Below are 14,768 nucleotides of genomic sequence, written 5' to 3' on the forward strand. Positions count from 1 at the left end.
GTGCTTTAATTCCAAAATTCTCTCATCTAAAGTGGATGTTTGAGTGGTTCATTCAAAATACTACTTTTGATTTTCCGTCTCTTCAGATGTACGGAGCTTTTTCAAAAATCAAATACTAATCCTATAGATATGTTTGCCTGAAATGTGGTGTTGAGCGAGAAATAAATAAGTATTCTTCTAGTTTCGGCTCGTTTTTGCTGCTGTTGTTGGGCTTGTTTATTTCATTCCAACTATTAGTTAGTTATGAGAAGCAAAGCAATCCACAAAGGCAACAACAGTCTTTGAATAATCCACCCCATCAGGGAAATATCCACGTGTAAAACTAATCTTCGTGCTGGGTATGATTTCCCATTTCTGATTTTGTAAATGAGAAATGGGAAATCAAAAAAATATTCACTGCTAAAAATCAGCTACTTTCGTGAGTAAAATTATGGACACCAATCAAGATACACTTCTCTTTCGCTTTGCTTCTAAGTCTTTGAAATATTTCTTGTTAGTGCTGTTTGGGATTGCGATCGCTTACGTCTTATCTAGTGGTTTAGGTATCTTACAAATCATACCTATACTGTTATACCTGTTACAACAATTTTTGCTTCCTGTGGGAATTATCCTCTTGTGTTTAATTACAATAGCGGTAATTATTGAATCCCTGCGTTAAGAATTGTGGAAGTGGAGAGTCTATCAATTTTGAATTTTAAATTTTTGATTTGTTCTTCAATTCAAAATCCAAAATCTCAAATTGATGGACTCGTAACTTCTTCATTTACCGTAGAAAACTCTGGCATTTCGGTATCCTATATTTCGCAGATACTTATTCCATTCCTCAGCTTGGAATCGATCGGCGAAAGGCCCTACTGCTACGTGTGGCCCTCGTGGTTGCGTCCTTTCGAGGACTGCGCCAGACCGTCCTAAATCTTGACTAAATCGGGCTAGATTCTGCCTAATTTGTTCTGCGATCGCAGATAACTGTTCTTGAGTAGTCGGAATAACGACATAATATCTAGAGGCTTGCTTGGGAGGATTTATATTGCTGCGTTCCCCTACAAAGCCTCTATTACCTACATCTATTTCCTGTCCGTTACCAAAGCTGATAATCCGAGCGCTATATATTCCCCGTGACTGTAACTCATTCACCCGTTGTTGGGCGTTAGATACTCTGTTAAAAACACCTGACTGAATAACATTCCTTCCTTGGTACTCGCGAATGTAAGCACTGGGTTCAATCTGGCGGATTGCTTGCAGCGTCTGGAAATCACTACTATCTACGTAAACTAAGTAGCGCTCAAAGTTCTGGTTATATTGACTAAACTGTGTAGGTTGAGGGGGCTGAAAGTTCTGACCGGATTGATTATTTTGTAATGGTTGTGGGGGTTGAAAGTTCAGATCGGATTGATTATTTTGTAATGGTTGTGGGGGTTGAAAGTTGAGATCCGATTGATTATCCTCCACTAGTTCTGCTGGTTGTAACTGCGTTGATGGCTGTTGACCAAAGGGAATTGGCGGTGGTGGTAAAGCTTCACCTCCTTGTTGAGCCAATAGCATACTGTTGTGGATTTGTGCTTGTGCTGGGGCATAGTCAGGAATCAGCACTAACCATCCTCCTACTAACAGGGGGAGAAATCGGATAGTAGGCTTCCAACCCTCAGAACTTCGGCGCAGCATCTGAAAAGGGGTAAATTTACTTGGTATTCCTCTCGACATAGTACTTAGAAAGTAGTCAAAGTATTTTTAAGCAATTTCCATCAGGAACTAATTAGTTCACCGTTGTAGCAACTATATAGCGTTAACGTAAAATTAGCTCATCTGCGTGGCAAACAATACATCTGTAATTAATCTTAGATAAGAGTTATGGAAGAGTGAATAGCGATGTCTACGATGGTCACTGAGCTTGCCGAAGTGCTACTTGTTCTCAAACCGAAGTGCTTTGGTAGCAAGGCTTTAAAAGAGTGTGTGCTACAATTGGACAACCACGCAGCTATCGTGTCGTACTTTGTATGAAAAAAGTCGTCGTTGGTCTTTCTGGTGGCGTTGACAGTTCCACCGCAGCAGCTATCCTGCACCATCAGGGCTATGAAGTGATTGGTTTGACTCTTTGGCTAATGAAAGGCAAAGGTCAATGTTGCTCTGAAGGTATGATCGACGCGGCTGATCTCTGTGAACAACTGGGCGTTCCCCATCAAATTGTAGATATTCGGGATGTCTTTCAAACGCATATTGTCGATTACCTGGTGACTGGCTACAGTGCTGGAATCACGCCTTTGCCTTGCTCACAATGCAATAAAACGGTGAAGTTTGGCCCAATGGTGCAGTATGCCCATGAAGAATTGGGGTGCGATCGCATTGCCACTGGTCATTATGCCCGAATTAGCTATGACGAAGCAACTGGACGTTACCAGTTATTAAGGGCTGTTGACCGCAACAAAGACCAGTCATATTTTCTCTATGATTTGTCTCAAGATTTACTTGCAGCAACTATATTTCCTCTGGGCGAACTAGAAAAAACTGATACGCGCCGGATTGCGGCTGAATACGGACTGAAAACTGCTGACAAGCCAGAAAGTCAAGACTTATGCTTAGTGGAAAGTAATGGTTCCATGCGGGCATTTTTGGATAAATATTTAGCTCCCAAAACAGGCGATATTGTCGATACCGCAGGCAAAGTTTTGGGACAGCATGATGGTGTCCATCACTACACAATTGGCCAGCGCAAAGGTTTGGGGATTGCTGCTGCTGAACCTTTGTATGTGATTGAATTAGATGCAGAAAATAATAAAGTAGTAGTAGGCGATCGCACCAAGGTAACTCAACCAGAATGCACTGTCGGACGGGTAAATTGGGTTTCTATTGCTGAACCATCCACCCCAATTCATGCCGAAGTGCAAATTCGCTATCGTTCAACGGCTACACCAGTGACGGTGATTCCGTTGGAAAACTCCCGTGTGCGTTTGGTGTTTGATGAACCCCAATTCAGCATCACCCCCGGACAAGCGGCGGTGTGGTACGACGGCGAGAAAGTGTTAGGTGGCGGAATTATTGAGCAGTTTAGTTGAATCTTACCCCGGTTTCGGTAGAAGTCAAAACTGCCCCTCCTGTGAACTTCAGATAGGCAAAAGCTGCCCTGAGTTTTGGAGGGGTATTTTTGTCTTTAAATTGGATAATAATGCCAGAAAAAGAGCTACTCCTCAAAACTCTGATAGAGAACATCTGCTTCATATATACGAATCCTATTTGATTTTTAAACGGATTTTAGAGAGAAATCCTTGCTGGACATGTATTTCAATCTCAGTATGTTTTCAAAATTTAAACCGGATTCTTATGTTTTTAAAAAAAGTTTCTTATCTGTCTTATCTGTCCTTGTCTTTTGTGCTTTGAAGAGTGAATATCTTTCTAATCGTTTTATAAATTGACGAGTATTGAAAGCTTAAATTAGCTGATAACGGTTGTGAAAAATCTTAAATTCACATCCGTACTACGAGCTACAAAAGTTTTTTCCTCAATCAGGAAATGCTCGGTTTGCAAATTACATTCAACTTCAATGGAGAATTCAAATGGAAAATCAAAAAAGATATGTCAAGTTATCTGTGGGACACGAGCTTGTAGGAGTTAAATACGAATACAAACACTTTTTAACATCGACCTGTAAAGAATCGTACAGCAAGTATCTGTGCTTATCTACTGATGATGCCTATGTTGCCCATTTTACGATGGAAATTTTCGATACTGATCGATGTTCCTTCAAGTTTTATGATGGCCCCTATAAAGACAAATGGCTAACCTACAACGGTGGCTATCTCTACGTTACATCCGACTACAGTTATTTATCTGGTGATTTTAGTGATAACGGATCTACCGTGAAATTATTTACTATTAGGAATGGAACTAAACATTGGTTCAAAAAAGGGAACAAGTACAAAAATGATGCTTGCGGCGATTATTTCTATATCGTGACAACGACTAATGAGAGTGACGCACTTACTTTTAATATCACAGACATTTCTTCTGGTCTCCTCGACCCCCGCGATCGCCCCATCTCAAATCCTTTGAAAAAAGCTTATTTTTTCAAAGGAGACCAGTATATCCAGTTTGATATTGCTGCTAATCGAGCCGATGAGGGTTATCCAAAACCGATTAAAGGCAATTGGCCTGGATTAGATGTCTTCGCTGACAGGTTCGATGCTGCTCTACATTGGGACAATGAGAAGATTTATGTGTTCAAAGGCTCTGAGTATATTAGCTACGATGCGCCTACTGCTCAAATTGATAGTGGTTATCCAAAACCGATTAAAGACAATTGGGCTGGAATGGATGCCTTCGATAAAGATATTGATGCTGCCGTCAATCTAGACAAGGGCAAAGTTTATTTCTTCAAAGGTACTAATTATGCTCGCTATGAGATTGCTGCCGGGCGAGCCACAGGTGATAGTTTTCACATTGCAAATTATTGGCCTGGAGTTCATTTTTTAAATATCGATGCCGCCCTGAATCTAGGTAATGGTAAAGTTTATTTATTCAGCGGACCTGAGTTTATTCGCTACGATATTGCTGCTGATCGATCTGATGAGGGTTATCCAAAACCGATTAAAGGCAATTGGACTGGACTAGATGCCTTTGCCGATGGAATCGATGCTGCGACTGCGTTTTAGCAAACGATTTTAGCCAGAAGCTCAAAATCTTCAAAACCATCGATTTTCGGCGTTCCTAAATCGGAGTATGAATTTACATTTTTCGAGATAACTAAACAACTATTCTTTACCCCCGCCTTAAATATGAAGGCGGGGGTTATTTATAAATCAAAAATATTATGTCCCATCTAGAGCTATCAGCAAATTATTTTTAAAAGAGCGAAATTCTGATAAATGTTTAACGTTCTCTAATACTTTGAAAAGTTATCGTAAATCCATAGTTCTGGAACTGCGATCGCTTCGTAAGCATCAAGTGTTATTTTTAATGTTACATCTGTTTCAATTGCCAAATCAGGAGGCGGATCGTTTGGTTCCAGCTTGCGACGACCGATCATTCTTTGGTAATTCTGGATGTAGAAACAAGCATCTGGTTCTACCCCCGCTATATTTTCCCGCTTGAAGGTGGTTGAACCGAAGGGTTCATAACTTTTCCCGGCGAGCTTCAACAGATTTTGACAATATCCGAAATTAAGTCCTTTGATTTTTCGTGTTCGGGTAGAGGAACCATAATTTCTAACGTAGACTTGCTGTAAGCAACTTGTAGCGATCGCTTTTCCCCCAGTTCTTGCAAGATAGACTCAAATTCCTTCCAGCTTACATCTTGAATAGACACTGTACTACCAGGTGCTAGCCGCATTTGGCTAACAGGTTTAACAACGGGAGATACAGCATTCATAAGCATTTTCCTTATGAAGGAACTATTCTGAAACTTGAGGCTGGATTAGCTTTAGCGTAACCTAATCAGATCGCCTAGAGGCTAGTTGCAAAATTTTCCTTCATTTCCTAAACTCTTTTTCTCTACGTACCAGCATTTGATAAGTTAGTACATAATCTGAAACAATAACAGTAAAAACAAAGAGGGGATTACGTTGAGTCACAATCCAGATGCCATAGCCCCCCACGGTGGACAGTTGGTTAACCGTATCGCCACACCAGAACAAAGAGCAGAGTTTCTCTCAAAAGCTGACTTTTTGCCGCGAGTGCAACTTGACGATCGCGCCGTTTCGGATGTAGAAATGATTGCGATCGGTGCTTTTAGTCCACTCACGGGTTTTATGAACCAAGAAGACTACGATCACACTGTTACAGAAATGCGACTAGCTAATGGTCTTGTGTGGTCAATCCCGATTACACTATCGGTCAGCGAAGAAGTAGCTTCCCCATTGCAAGAAGGTGGCTTAATTCGTCTGGATAACTCCAGAGGTGAATTTATTGCAGTTTTGCAACTCACGCAAAAATATAACTACGACAAAACCCGCGAAGCCATTAATGTCTACCGCACTGATGATGTCAAACATCCAGGCGTGCAGGTACTCTATAACCAAGGTACTGTACATCTGGCGGGTGATATTTGGCTGTTGCAGCGCGAACCTCATCCCCAGTTTCCCACTTACCAAATAGATCCAGCTGCCTCACGGCAACTATTTAAAGATAACGGTTGGAAAACAATCGTTGGTTTCCAAACTCGCAACCCTATCCACCGCGCCCACGAATATATTCAAAAGTGCGCTTTAGAAACTGTTGATGGTCTATTTTTGCACCCATTAGTTGGAGCAACAAAAGAAGATGATATTGCCGCTGATGTGCGGATGCGCTGCTATGAAATTTTGCTGGAACATTACTACCCCTTAGACCGGGTAACTTTGGCAATTAATCCAGCCGCAATGCGCTATGCTGGGCCTCGTGAAGCAATATTCCATGCTTTAGTCCGCAAAAACTACGGCTGTACTCACTTTATAGTCGGACGGGATCATGCTGGCGTTGGTGACTATTACGGTACTTACGATGCACAGTATATCTTTGAAGAGTTTGCGCCAGGCGAATTGGGCATTGTGCCGATGAAATTTGAACACGCTTTTTACTGCACGCGCACTAAGCAGATGGCAACATCTAAAACTAGTCCCAGCAGGCCAGAAGAACGTATTCACCTATCAGGGACAAAAGTTAGGGAAATGCTGCGGCGTGGTGAATTACCTCCACCAGAATTTTCTCGTCCAGAAGTAGCAGCAGAGTTAGCGCGGGCAATGCGAATAGAAGTGCCTGTTTAGGGAAGTGGGCAAAACAGTGCAGAGTTAGGAGTTAGGAGTTAAAAATTAGGAGTTTGGAGTTTGGAGTTTGGACTTATTCTTCCCCATTCCCCATTCCCCATTCCCCATTCCCCACACTTTTGTAACTTTACAATACAGAGTTCAGCCCTGTAAGCTGCTAGCTAATGGGCTTAGGGCTGATAGCTAATTATGAAACGCCGCACGTTTTTACATAAAATTGGCTCAATACTCGCGGTATTGGGAGTAACGGAAGCTGAGTGGTTGACTTTAGGAAATCGCTACTATCAGGCTTTGGCACAACCGAACTCGCGCAAGTTGGCATTGTTAATAGGTATTAACCAATACTCCAAAACCCCAAACCTCAGTGGTTGTCTGACAGATGTAGAACTACAAAGAGAACTTTTGATTAACCGCTTTGGTTTTCAAGGGTCAGATATTCTAACCTTAACTGAGGAACAAGCCAGCCGGGAATTCATTGAAGCGGCTTTTGCGGATCATCTGGGCAAACAAGCTAAACCTGGTGATATAACTTTTTTCCACTTTAGCGGTTATGGCACTCGTGTCAAATTGGAAACATCGCCAGATACAATGCAAAATGCTCTGGTGACAGCTAATGCAGCTCTTGACTTACAAGATGACAAAATAGTCAATCATATATTAGAAGAAACTCTACTGCTATTACTGCGATCGCTCTCCACAGACAAAGTAACAGCAGTATTGGATACTAGCTATGATGCTCCTAACACAGTAATAGGATTAAAAACTCGTGCCCTTCAGGAGTCGGGAGCAAAGCTAGCAACAGAAGAACTCGACTTTCTCAAACAACTTAAAACTCAGAATTTATCCAATACTCCAATTGTTTTAGCAGCTACCTCAGAACCAAAGCAGCCAGCAAGGGAAGGTCTTTTTTCTGGTTTTAGTGCTGGGTTATTCACCTACGCCTTGACGCAGTATTTGTGGGAATTCACGCCAGCCACCAAAGTTCAAGTTGCCCTTTCCCACGTGGAAAATTCTCTATATAAATCAGGTAGTAAACAGCAACCAGCGTTATTGAGTAGTCAGAAAAATCCAGATATAACGTCTCTACTGCCAGACGGTATCATTGGTGCAGAAGGCGCGGTGAGTGATATTGAAGGAGATGGTAAAACCGTACATCTGTGGTTAGCAGGATTACCCCCACAAGTGCTGCTATACTACGGAGTTAATTCTAGGTTTACACTACAGACAAAAGAGCAATTAGTATTGCGATCGCGCACTGGGTTAACAGCAAAAGCGCAAATTTCCAAAATTGAAGGTTCAAATCCCCTACAAATCGGGCAACTCGTCCAAGAAGCAGTCCGAGTTTTACCCCGAAATATTAATTTAACAATAGCTTTCGATACTGGATTAGAAAGAATTGAGCGGGTAGACGCTACAAGTGCCTTTGCGGGATTTTCCCATGTATCTACCGTAGCCCTAGGAGAAAAACCAGCTGATTATGTATTTGCCAAGCTACAGCAAACTCCTAGTCGTTATGGTCTATTTTCTCTTGGGGGCGAGCCAATTCCCAATACCACGGGGGAAGTAGGAGAAGCAATAAAATTAACAGTGCAAAGGTTAGCGCCAAAATTATCAACCTTGCTAGCAGCCAAGTTATGGCGGCTTACAGAAAATGGAGGTTCTTCTCGCTTGGCTCTCAAGGCAACCTTAGAAATAATTAATAATATATCGCCTCGCGTCATTATGCAGCGCGAAACAGTAAGAACTTTCAAAAGTGAAACTTCGATTAAAAAATCAGTACAGACGCGATTGATCGCGTCTCTCCCCACTCCAATTGTGCCTATCGGTAGTCGAATGCAATATCGAGTGGAAAACCAGAGCGATCGCCCAGTATATTTAATCTTGCTGGGATTAAACAATAATCATACGGCAGTTGCCTTCTACTCTTGGGAAACACCCCAAGAACCCAATATTGCCGATATCAAGCCCATTCTCCAAGAAGTCGTCATCGCCCCAGGTGAAAGCCTCACACTACCCCAAAATACTGCTTCGCAATGGGTGATTTCAGGGCCAGCTTCTGAGTGCGAACAACAACTGATTTTTAGTACTACACCCTTTAGCGGAACTCTTTCCGCCTTGAATACTGCTCAATATCCCACAGCCGAAGAAGGGCCGATTGGCCCATTGTTAAATCCTTTAGACGTTGCACAAGCCTTGTTACAAGACTTGCATAACGCCAGCCCCCTCAAGGCTGAGATGAACGGCACAGCCGACTCATATATTTTAGATGTGAATAATTGGGCAAGTCTTAGCTTTAGTTTTCAAGTAGTGTAAACATGGAATTCAGGAATTTAGTTGTGTATATAACTATGGTTCCTGTATTAACACTTAATAGAGTTTCATGAAAATCAAGAATCGGGTAGGGTTAGCGTTCTCACTCGTCTTACTATCTGCCAGTATTGCTACCGCCCAAGCAAAGCCAACTGACTTACCCAATCCGACAATTTCAACTCAGCAGCAAGACCAACTAGAAAAACTACAACAAGAGAAAGAAATACGCGATCGCGTTCAATCGGAAGTAGATCGGGCTTTTGGTCATAGCACAACCCTACTCAACATTTTGCTAATCGTATTAACTTTTTTGCCAATCTTGGCGGCGGCTGGTGTTTGGTTGCTACGTCGTAGTGTAGTTAGTGAATTAGTAACTGAAACAAAGCAACAATTAGAGACAGAAGTCAAAACACAACTAGAAAAAGAAGTCGCAGCAGAGGTAAAAAAACAAACAGAAGATTTTAAGCAAGAGCTAGAAATATTAAAGTCCGACTTTTTAGGGCAATTATCCCAATTAAATAATCTATTTTTAGATGCTCAAAATCAAAAAGAGCTAATTCTTCAGCAACTTTCTGGATTAACACCTTCCCCATCATTAACACAAGATTATGTTCACCCAGAAATTCAACAAAAAATCCAAGAATTAACAACACAGCTAGAAATACTCAAGGCTGGAAATACTCATTTATTTTTTACTGCTAATGATTATCTTAAACAAGGAGATGCTTTATTTTTTGAAGGTCGATATGAAGATTCATTAGCCTGCTATGAACAAGTTATTCAGAGAGAACCTAATTCTTTTCTTGCTTGGATCAATCACGGCTGGGCACTGAGAAGATTAGGGCGCTATCAAAAAGCATTATTATCTTATCAAAAAGCAATTGCTATCCAATCAGATAACTATATAGCTTGGTTTGGGTGCGGTAATTCACTTAGAAAACTACAACGACATGATGAAGCGATCGCTTCTTATGAGAGAGCCTTAGAACTTCAGCCTGAATTTCATTGGGCTTGGTGCCATAAAGCCCGTTGTCATGCATTAAAAAACGATCGTGATTTAGCTATTGAAAGTTTGATACAGGCAATTAAATTAAGAGGCGATCAACATCGAGATTTAGCAAAAAATAATTCTGACTTTGATTTAATTCGAGCAGATGAACGGTTTAAGAAAATACTTGCAGGTTAGATTTTGCGCCTCCCATCTCTTTGTTTTTTACCGTTCTAATCTTTGGATACTACATAAGTGTCTCTGTACTGGCTAGCGTTCGAGATAAAACATCCAAGCAATTTTTGATACCAGTACAAATTAGAGCTTTTTATGACTTTAGTTGTACTCCTATTGATTGACCTAAGTGTTCAAATTGAGTATTTTGCTCATAAAGGATGAATTATAAACTATAAAATATCTCAACTGAATTCAGTCGCCAGCAGGATGAGACTCAGCACAATATTTTTTACACTAAAGGTTATAAACAACCTGGAAACAACATAGTATGCCTCTTCATAAACTTGAACATTTTGATCCAAACTATCGAGAAACTTTTGGTGGAGACGACGTTAAATCACTGATTCTTTATACTGAGGGAGGAGACAAAGTTGGCTCAGTCACTGATGTTTTAGTTGATGATGATGGTCATTTCCGATATTTAGTTATTGACACAAGCGAAGATTTTTCTGGGAAAAAAATCTTACTACCAATTGGTCTTTCCCGGATTGATTATCCTGCAAAACGTGTCTATGTTGATGGGTTAAGCAAACACCAAGTAGAAGGTTTAGTTGAGTACAAAGAAGACACAATTTTTGATCATGATTACGAAGAAAAGGTACGTAGTGGATTTCGTTCTCCAACTAGCGGTTTAACTTATGATCGCAATTCATACGATTACCAGACAGAACCAGCTTTATACGGACTGAATGAGCAATCTCATCAAACTTTCAAACTCTATGAAGAACGGTTGATTGCAAATAAACAGCGCATCAAAACCGGTGAAGTAACGGTTGGTAAACACATTGAAACAGATACTGCAAGTGTTACAGTACCTATTCAAAAAGAACGAGTTGTAATTGAGCGAGTTCTGCCAACAGAAGCAGGAAAAGTTGTAGATACCAATGAACTTAGGTTTCAAGAAGGTGAAGTTGCACGCATAGAAGTTTATGAAGAAACGCCTGATATACGCAAAGAAGCCTTTGTGCGAGAAGAAGTACGAGTCAAGAAAGTCGTAGAAAGAGATACAGTCGAAGCACAAGACACCATTCGTCGAGAAGAGTTAGATGTTGATACTGCGGGTAATTTACATGTGAATGAACATGGCAGTACCACACATGAAACTATTTAAGGGGATTGGATTTTTTAAAAGTTGTAGAGATGCCGGATGTTAGCGTAACGGAATATTTGTGCTAGCGTCTCGTAGAGAAGGCCAGATCAATTTGTATTCTCTACAGTATTTAATTACAAGAAAAATTCCTCACTCCTTAATATCTGTCTGGTGAAAATTTGTGGTGTTTATATCCCCAACTTTTTTAAAAGTTGGGGATATAACTTTTAAAGTATTATTCAATTAGGGCTGCTTTTATCTGCCATCAAGAAAAATAACTATAACTTTTGGTTATTTAACTATTGAAATATTTCATTCGACAGAAGGATGTAAGCAAGTAAAGAAATACTTATCATAATTACTATGAATTGAAAAGAAAAATATTGAGGTTAAATAATAATGGTACTCTACAAATTAGAAGATTTTGAGCCTAACTATCGTGATGCATTTGAAGGCCATGATATTAGCGGACTTGGGGTTTATACACAAGGAACTGATGAAAAAATTGGCACTGTTAGCGATGTTTTAGTTGACGAAGAAGGTCATTTTCGCTATCTAGTTGTTGACTTAGGCTTCTGGATTTTTGGTAAAAAAGTATTACTACCAATTGGTCGTGCCCGTATCGACTATAGCGTTGATCGCGTCTACACAATTGGCTTGACTAGAGAGCAAGCAGAAGATTTACCTGAGTTTAATGAGCGTCAAACCCTTGATTACGACTATGAGGAACGGGTGCGTGGTGTATATCGCCAACCCACTGATTATGCTGCTCCTGTAGATGCTTCCGCACCATTAGATTCTGTAGCTCCATTGGGTACAACACCCACTTACGCCCGTGATGACTATAGTTACGAACGTGAGCCTTCTTTATTTGGGTTAAATGAGCAAGATCATCAAACTCTGAGATTGTATGAAGAACGGCTGATTGCCAGCAAACATCGCCAAAAAACTGGAGAAGTATCCATTGGCAAGCGTGTTGAAACTGAGACTGCACGGGTTGCAGTGCCAATAGAAAGAGAGCGAGTTGTGATTGAACGTGTAACTCCAGCAGATGCAGGTACTGCCGTTTCTGGACGCGAAGCAGATTTCCGTGAAGGCGAAGTTGCTCGTCTAGAAATCCACGAAGAAACTCCTGATGTTCGTAAAGAAGCATTTTTGCGTGAAGAAGTCAGAGTTAGAAAAGTGGTAGATCAAGACACAGTTGAAACGCAAGAAACTGTGCGTCGTGAAGAGCTTGATGTGAATTCTGGTAATTTTCCCATCGAAGAACGCTAACCAAATATAGTCATTAGTTAATAGCTAATGACTAATAATTAATTCGACAAAGTACAGGTAAAGCTGTTGAATTGGCTTTACCTGTGCTTCCAATAGCTTTGGATGAGTAATACATTTAATTTAGCTAAGTAAAAAGCAGTTCATAAACTTTGCATATTATGAATAGCCAACCGATGACAAAAAACATTGGACAGGCAAACGGTAATTCTGGCACTAACACCTCAATCACCTCAATAGCAGATTTGAAAAAGAAGGTGAAGAATTTTGCTGTGTTCGATAACCAAGGTCAGCTAGTAGGAGTCGTTCATGATTTAATTGTGGATGCTAATAGGCGGTTAAACCTAGTTATATCAAACCAGGTCAATCAACAAACTCTAGAATATGGCGAGCAGTTAGCTGATAAACATCCTTCTTTATTTCGATTGCAGAGCCAGAGAATCAAAAAAATCGACAAGCCGACTAAATCTGTTTTCATAGACTTCAACAAATCAGAAATCGAATATATGCCTGAATATTCAGAAGCAGAAAAAACCGGCGATGTCTACGAGGGCCTAAGCCTAGGCAACTCAACGGAGCAATTGGTTAATAATCAAACTAGAAGTAACGCAGTTGAACCAGCAAATTTAGAAGAGGTCAGCGAAGAACAGATTATTCGTCTACTAGAAGAACGGCTAGTTGTCGAAAGCAGTAAGCGAAAAGTTGGTGAGGTTATTGTTCGCAAAGTCATCGAAACCCAAATGATCCAAGTTCCTGTCCGGCGTGAAAAGCTGATTGTGGAACAAATTAGCCCAGAACACAAACAACTCGCAGAAATTGATTTAGGTCAAGAGGAAATTGCTAATGTTGACTTGACCCACGTAGAAAGACTTGAAGGTACATATTTTGAAAGCGGTTTAACAATAAGCGGCGAATTTAACTCGCCGAAAACTGCTAGTTTATTGTTGAATGCGATCGCACTAGAGCAAAATCACGGCTGCAATCGAGTGCGTGTTACCATTGCTGTTGAAGATGAGTCACATAAGAATAAATACCAGGAGTGGTTTGATCGCTGTTCGAAAGATCAATCACTCAAGCCGTAAAAATAAGTTTCTAGCAGATAAATTAGTAGGATGGGCAATGCTCATCCTATTTTTTTGCTGATTTAATCACTTCAGCTCAGAGAGTGTCAAAATACTAAGCAGTTGCCGTTCTTTTGGCTACTTGCAATGAAATTTCGACTGAAGAGACTTTCACGGAAGAGACAACAGCGTCTGATTTCACCTATTCAGATTCAAGTTCGAGACGGAAAATTTGAGATTATGGGTATGGGTCTATGGCATTCTTACTGGCGCGATCCCTACCATTTGCTGTTAACGATTCCCTGGGCTGGCTTTCTACTGCTGATTTGTACTTTCTATATAACTATCAATGCTCTATTTGCCCTAGCTTACTTGATAGGAGGAGATTGTATTGCTAACGCCCGACCAGGCTCTTTTCTAGATGTCTTTTTCTTTAGCGTGCAAACCCTAGCATCCATCGGCTATGGGGCGATGTATCCCAAAACAACTTACGCCAACATTATTGTCACCATTGAAGCAATGATCGGTTTGGTGGGAATTGCTGTGATGACGGGGCTAGCTTTTGCTCGATTCTCTCGACCTACAGCTAGGGTGCTTTTTAGTCGTGTTGCTGTAATTACACCTCATGATGCAATGCCAACTCTCATATTTCGCACCGCTAATCAGCGTCGCAATATGATTTTAGAGGCGCAGATGCGAGTCTACTTAATGCGCGACGAAATAACTCTAGAAGGGCAATTTATACGTCGGTTCTACGATCTCAAACTCTTAAGGAACCAAACACCTAGCTTCACCTTAAGCTGGTCAGTGATGCATGTCATTGATGAGTTTAGCCCTCTATATGGGATGACACCAGAATCCTTAATCCAGACAAATACTATCTTAATTGTCTCTTTGAGTGGCATTGATGAAACGGTTGCACAGGTAGTCCATGCCCGTCATAGTTATGCTGCTAATGAAATTTTGTGGAATAATCAATTTGCCGATATCTTCTACCACGCACCTGATGGACATCGCTACATTGATTACAACCGCTTTCACGATGTTTTACCTTTAGATGAAATGCTTTAAATGTCTGAA

General features: G+C 40.8%; 13 protein-coding genes and 1 pseudogene. 11 read left to right on the forward strand and 3 right to left on the reverse strand.

Translation table 11 applies throughout. The annotated features are described in order from the left end of the window. A pseudogene (locus IQ274_RS30570) lies at positions 1–119 on the forward strand (IS630 family transposase); the annotation flags it as partial. A gap of 311 nt (positions 120–430) precedes the next feature. After that, complete coding sequence (locus tag IQ274_RS30575; protein ID WP_163933087.1) at positions 431–658, forward strand: hypothetical protein; 228 nt, start codon at positions 431–433, stop codon at positions 656–658. A gap of 101 nt (positions 659–759) precedes the next feature. Here IQ274_RS30575 and IQ274_RS30580 read toward each other — a convergent pair whose 3' ends face one another. Next, positions 760–1,662, reverse strand: a complete 903-nt coding sequence (locus IQ274_RS30580; RefSeq protein WP_194144476.1) for a hypothetical protein — start codon at positions 1,660–1,662, stop codon at positions 760–762. A gap of 332 nt (positions 1,663–1,994) precedes the next feature. Between IQ274_RS30580 and mnmA the strand changes: the two genes are divergently transcribed. Together mnmA and IQ274_RS30590 are read left to right on the forward strand one after the other, a co-directional pair. After that, a complete protein-coding gene (gene mnmA, locus IQ274_RS30585; RefSeq protein WP_194144500.1) occupies positions 1,995–3,050 on the forward strand; it encodes a tRNA 2-thiouridine(34) synthase MnmA in 1,056 nt (351 codons plus the stop codon). Positions 3,051–3,548: 498 nt separating this feature from the next. Continuing rightward, positions 3,549–4,643, forward strand: coding sequence for a hemopexin repeat-containing protein (locus IQ274_RS30590; protein WP_194144477.1), 1,095 nt, complete (start codon positions 3,549–3,551; stop codon positions 4,641–4,643). 227 nt (positions 4,644–4,870) lie between these two features. Here the strand turns inward: IQ274_RS30590 and IQ274_RS38140 are convergent, their stop codons facing one another. Together IQ274_RS38140 and IQ274_RS38145 are read right to left on the reverse strand one after the other, a co-directional pair. After that, entirely contained in the window at positions 4,871–5,128 is a 258-nt protein-coding gene (locus IQ274_RS38140) for a Uma2 family endonuclease (protein ID WP_416209857.1), read from the reverse strand. Beyond that, positions 5,125–5,358 carry a hypothetical protein gene (locus IQ274_RS38145; protein WP_416209858.1) on the reverse strand — a complete coding sequence of 78 codons (234 nt, stop codon included), beginning with the start codon at positions 5,356–5,358 and terminating at the stop codon, positions 5,125–5,127. Before IQ274_RS38145 ends, IQ274_RS38140 begins: the two co-directional genes overlap by 4 nt. A 193-nt stretch (positions 5,359–5,551) precedes the next feature. Here IQ274_RS38145 and sat point away from each other — a divergent pair, with 193 nt between their 5' ends. The 7 genes from sat to IQ274_RS30630 all read left to right on the forward strand — a co-directional run bounded on the left by sat (position 5,552) and on the right by IQ274_RS30630 (position 14,759). Further along, complete coding sequence (sat, locus tag IQ274_RS30600) at positions 5,552–6,730, forward strand: sulfate adenylyltransferase (RefSeq protein ID WP_194144478.1); 1,179 nt, start codon at positions 5,552–5,554, stop codon at positions 6,728–6,730. Positions 6,731–6,919: 189 nt separating this feature from the next. After that, positions 6,920–9,043, forward strand: a complete 2,124-nt coding sequence (locus IQ274_RS30605) for a caspase family protein (protein WP_194144479.1) — start codon at positions 6,920–6,922, stop codon at positions 9,041–9,043. Between the two features lie 67 nt (positions 9,044–9,110). Next, positions 9,111–10,226 (forward strand): tetratricopeptide repeat protein, encoded by a 1,116-nt coding sequence (locus IQ274_RS30610; RefSeq protein WP_194144480.1) that lies wholly within the window; start codon positions 9,111–9,113, stop codon positions 10,224–10,226. A gap of 307 nt (positions 10,227–10,533) precedes the next feature. Continuing rightward, positions 10,534–11,376: a DUF2382 domain-containing protein gene (locus IQ274_RS30615; RefSeq protein WP_194144481.1), complete on the forward strand. Its 843-nt coding sequence runs from the start codon at positions 10,534–10,536 to the stop codon at positions 11,374–11,376. A 378-nt stretch (positions 11,377–11,754) separates the two neighbouring features. Continuing rightward, complete coding sequence (locus tag IQ274_RS30620; RefSeq protein ID WP_194144482.1) at positions 11,755–12,630, forward strand: DUF2382 domain-containing protein; 876 nt, start codon at positions 11,755–11,757, stop codon at positions 12,628–12,630. 173 nt (positions 12,631–12,803) lie between these two features. After that, the gene (locus IQ274_RS30625; RefSeq protein ID WP_228058466.1) at positions 12,804–13,709 is read left to right on the forward strand and encodes a YsnF/AvaK domain-containing protein; all 906 of its coding nucleotides are present in this window, start codon (positions 12,804–12,806) and stop codon (positions 13,707–13,709) included. 126 nt (positions 13,710–13,835) lie between these two features. Further along, positions 13,836–14,759 (forward strand): ion channel, encoded by a 924-nt coding sequence (locus IQ274_RS30630; protein ID WP_163933122.1) that lies wholly within the window; start codon positions 13,836–13,838, stop codon positions 14,757–14,759. The last annotated feature ends 9 nt before the right edge of the window (positions 14,760–14,768 follow it).

The organism is Nostoc sp. LEGE 12447, assembly GCF_015206985.1.
Classification (GTDB): domain Bacteria; phylum Cyanobacteriota; class Cyanobacteriia; order Cyanobacteriales; family Nostocaceae; genus Nostoc.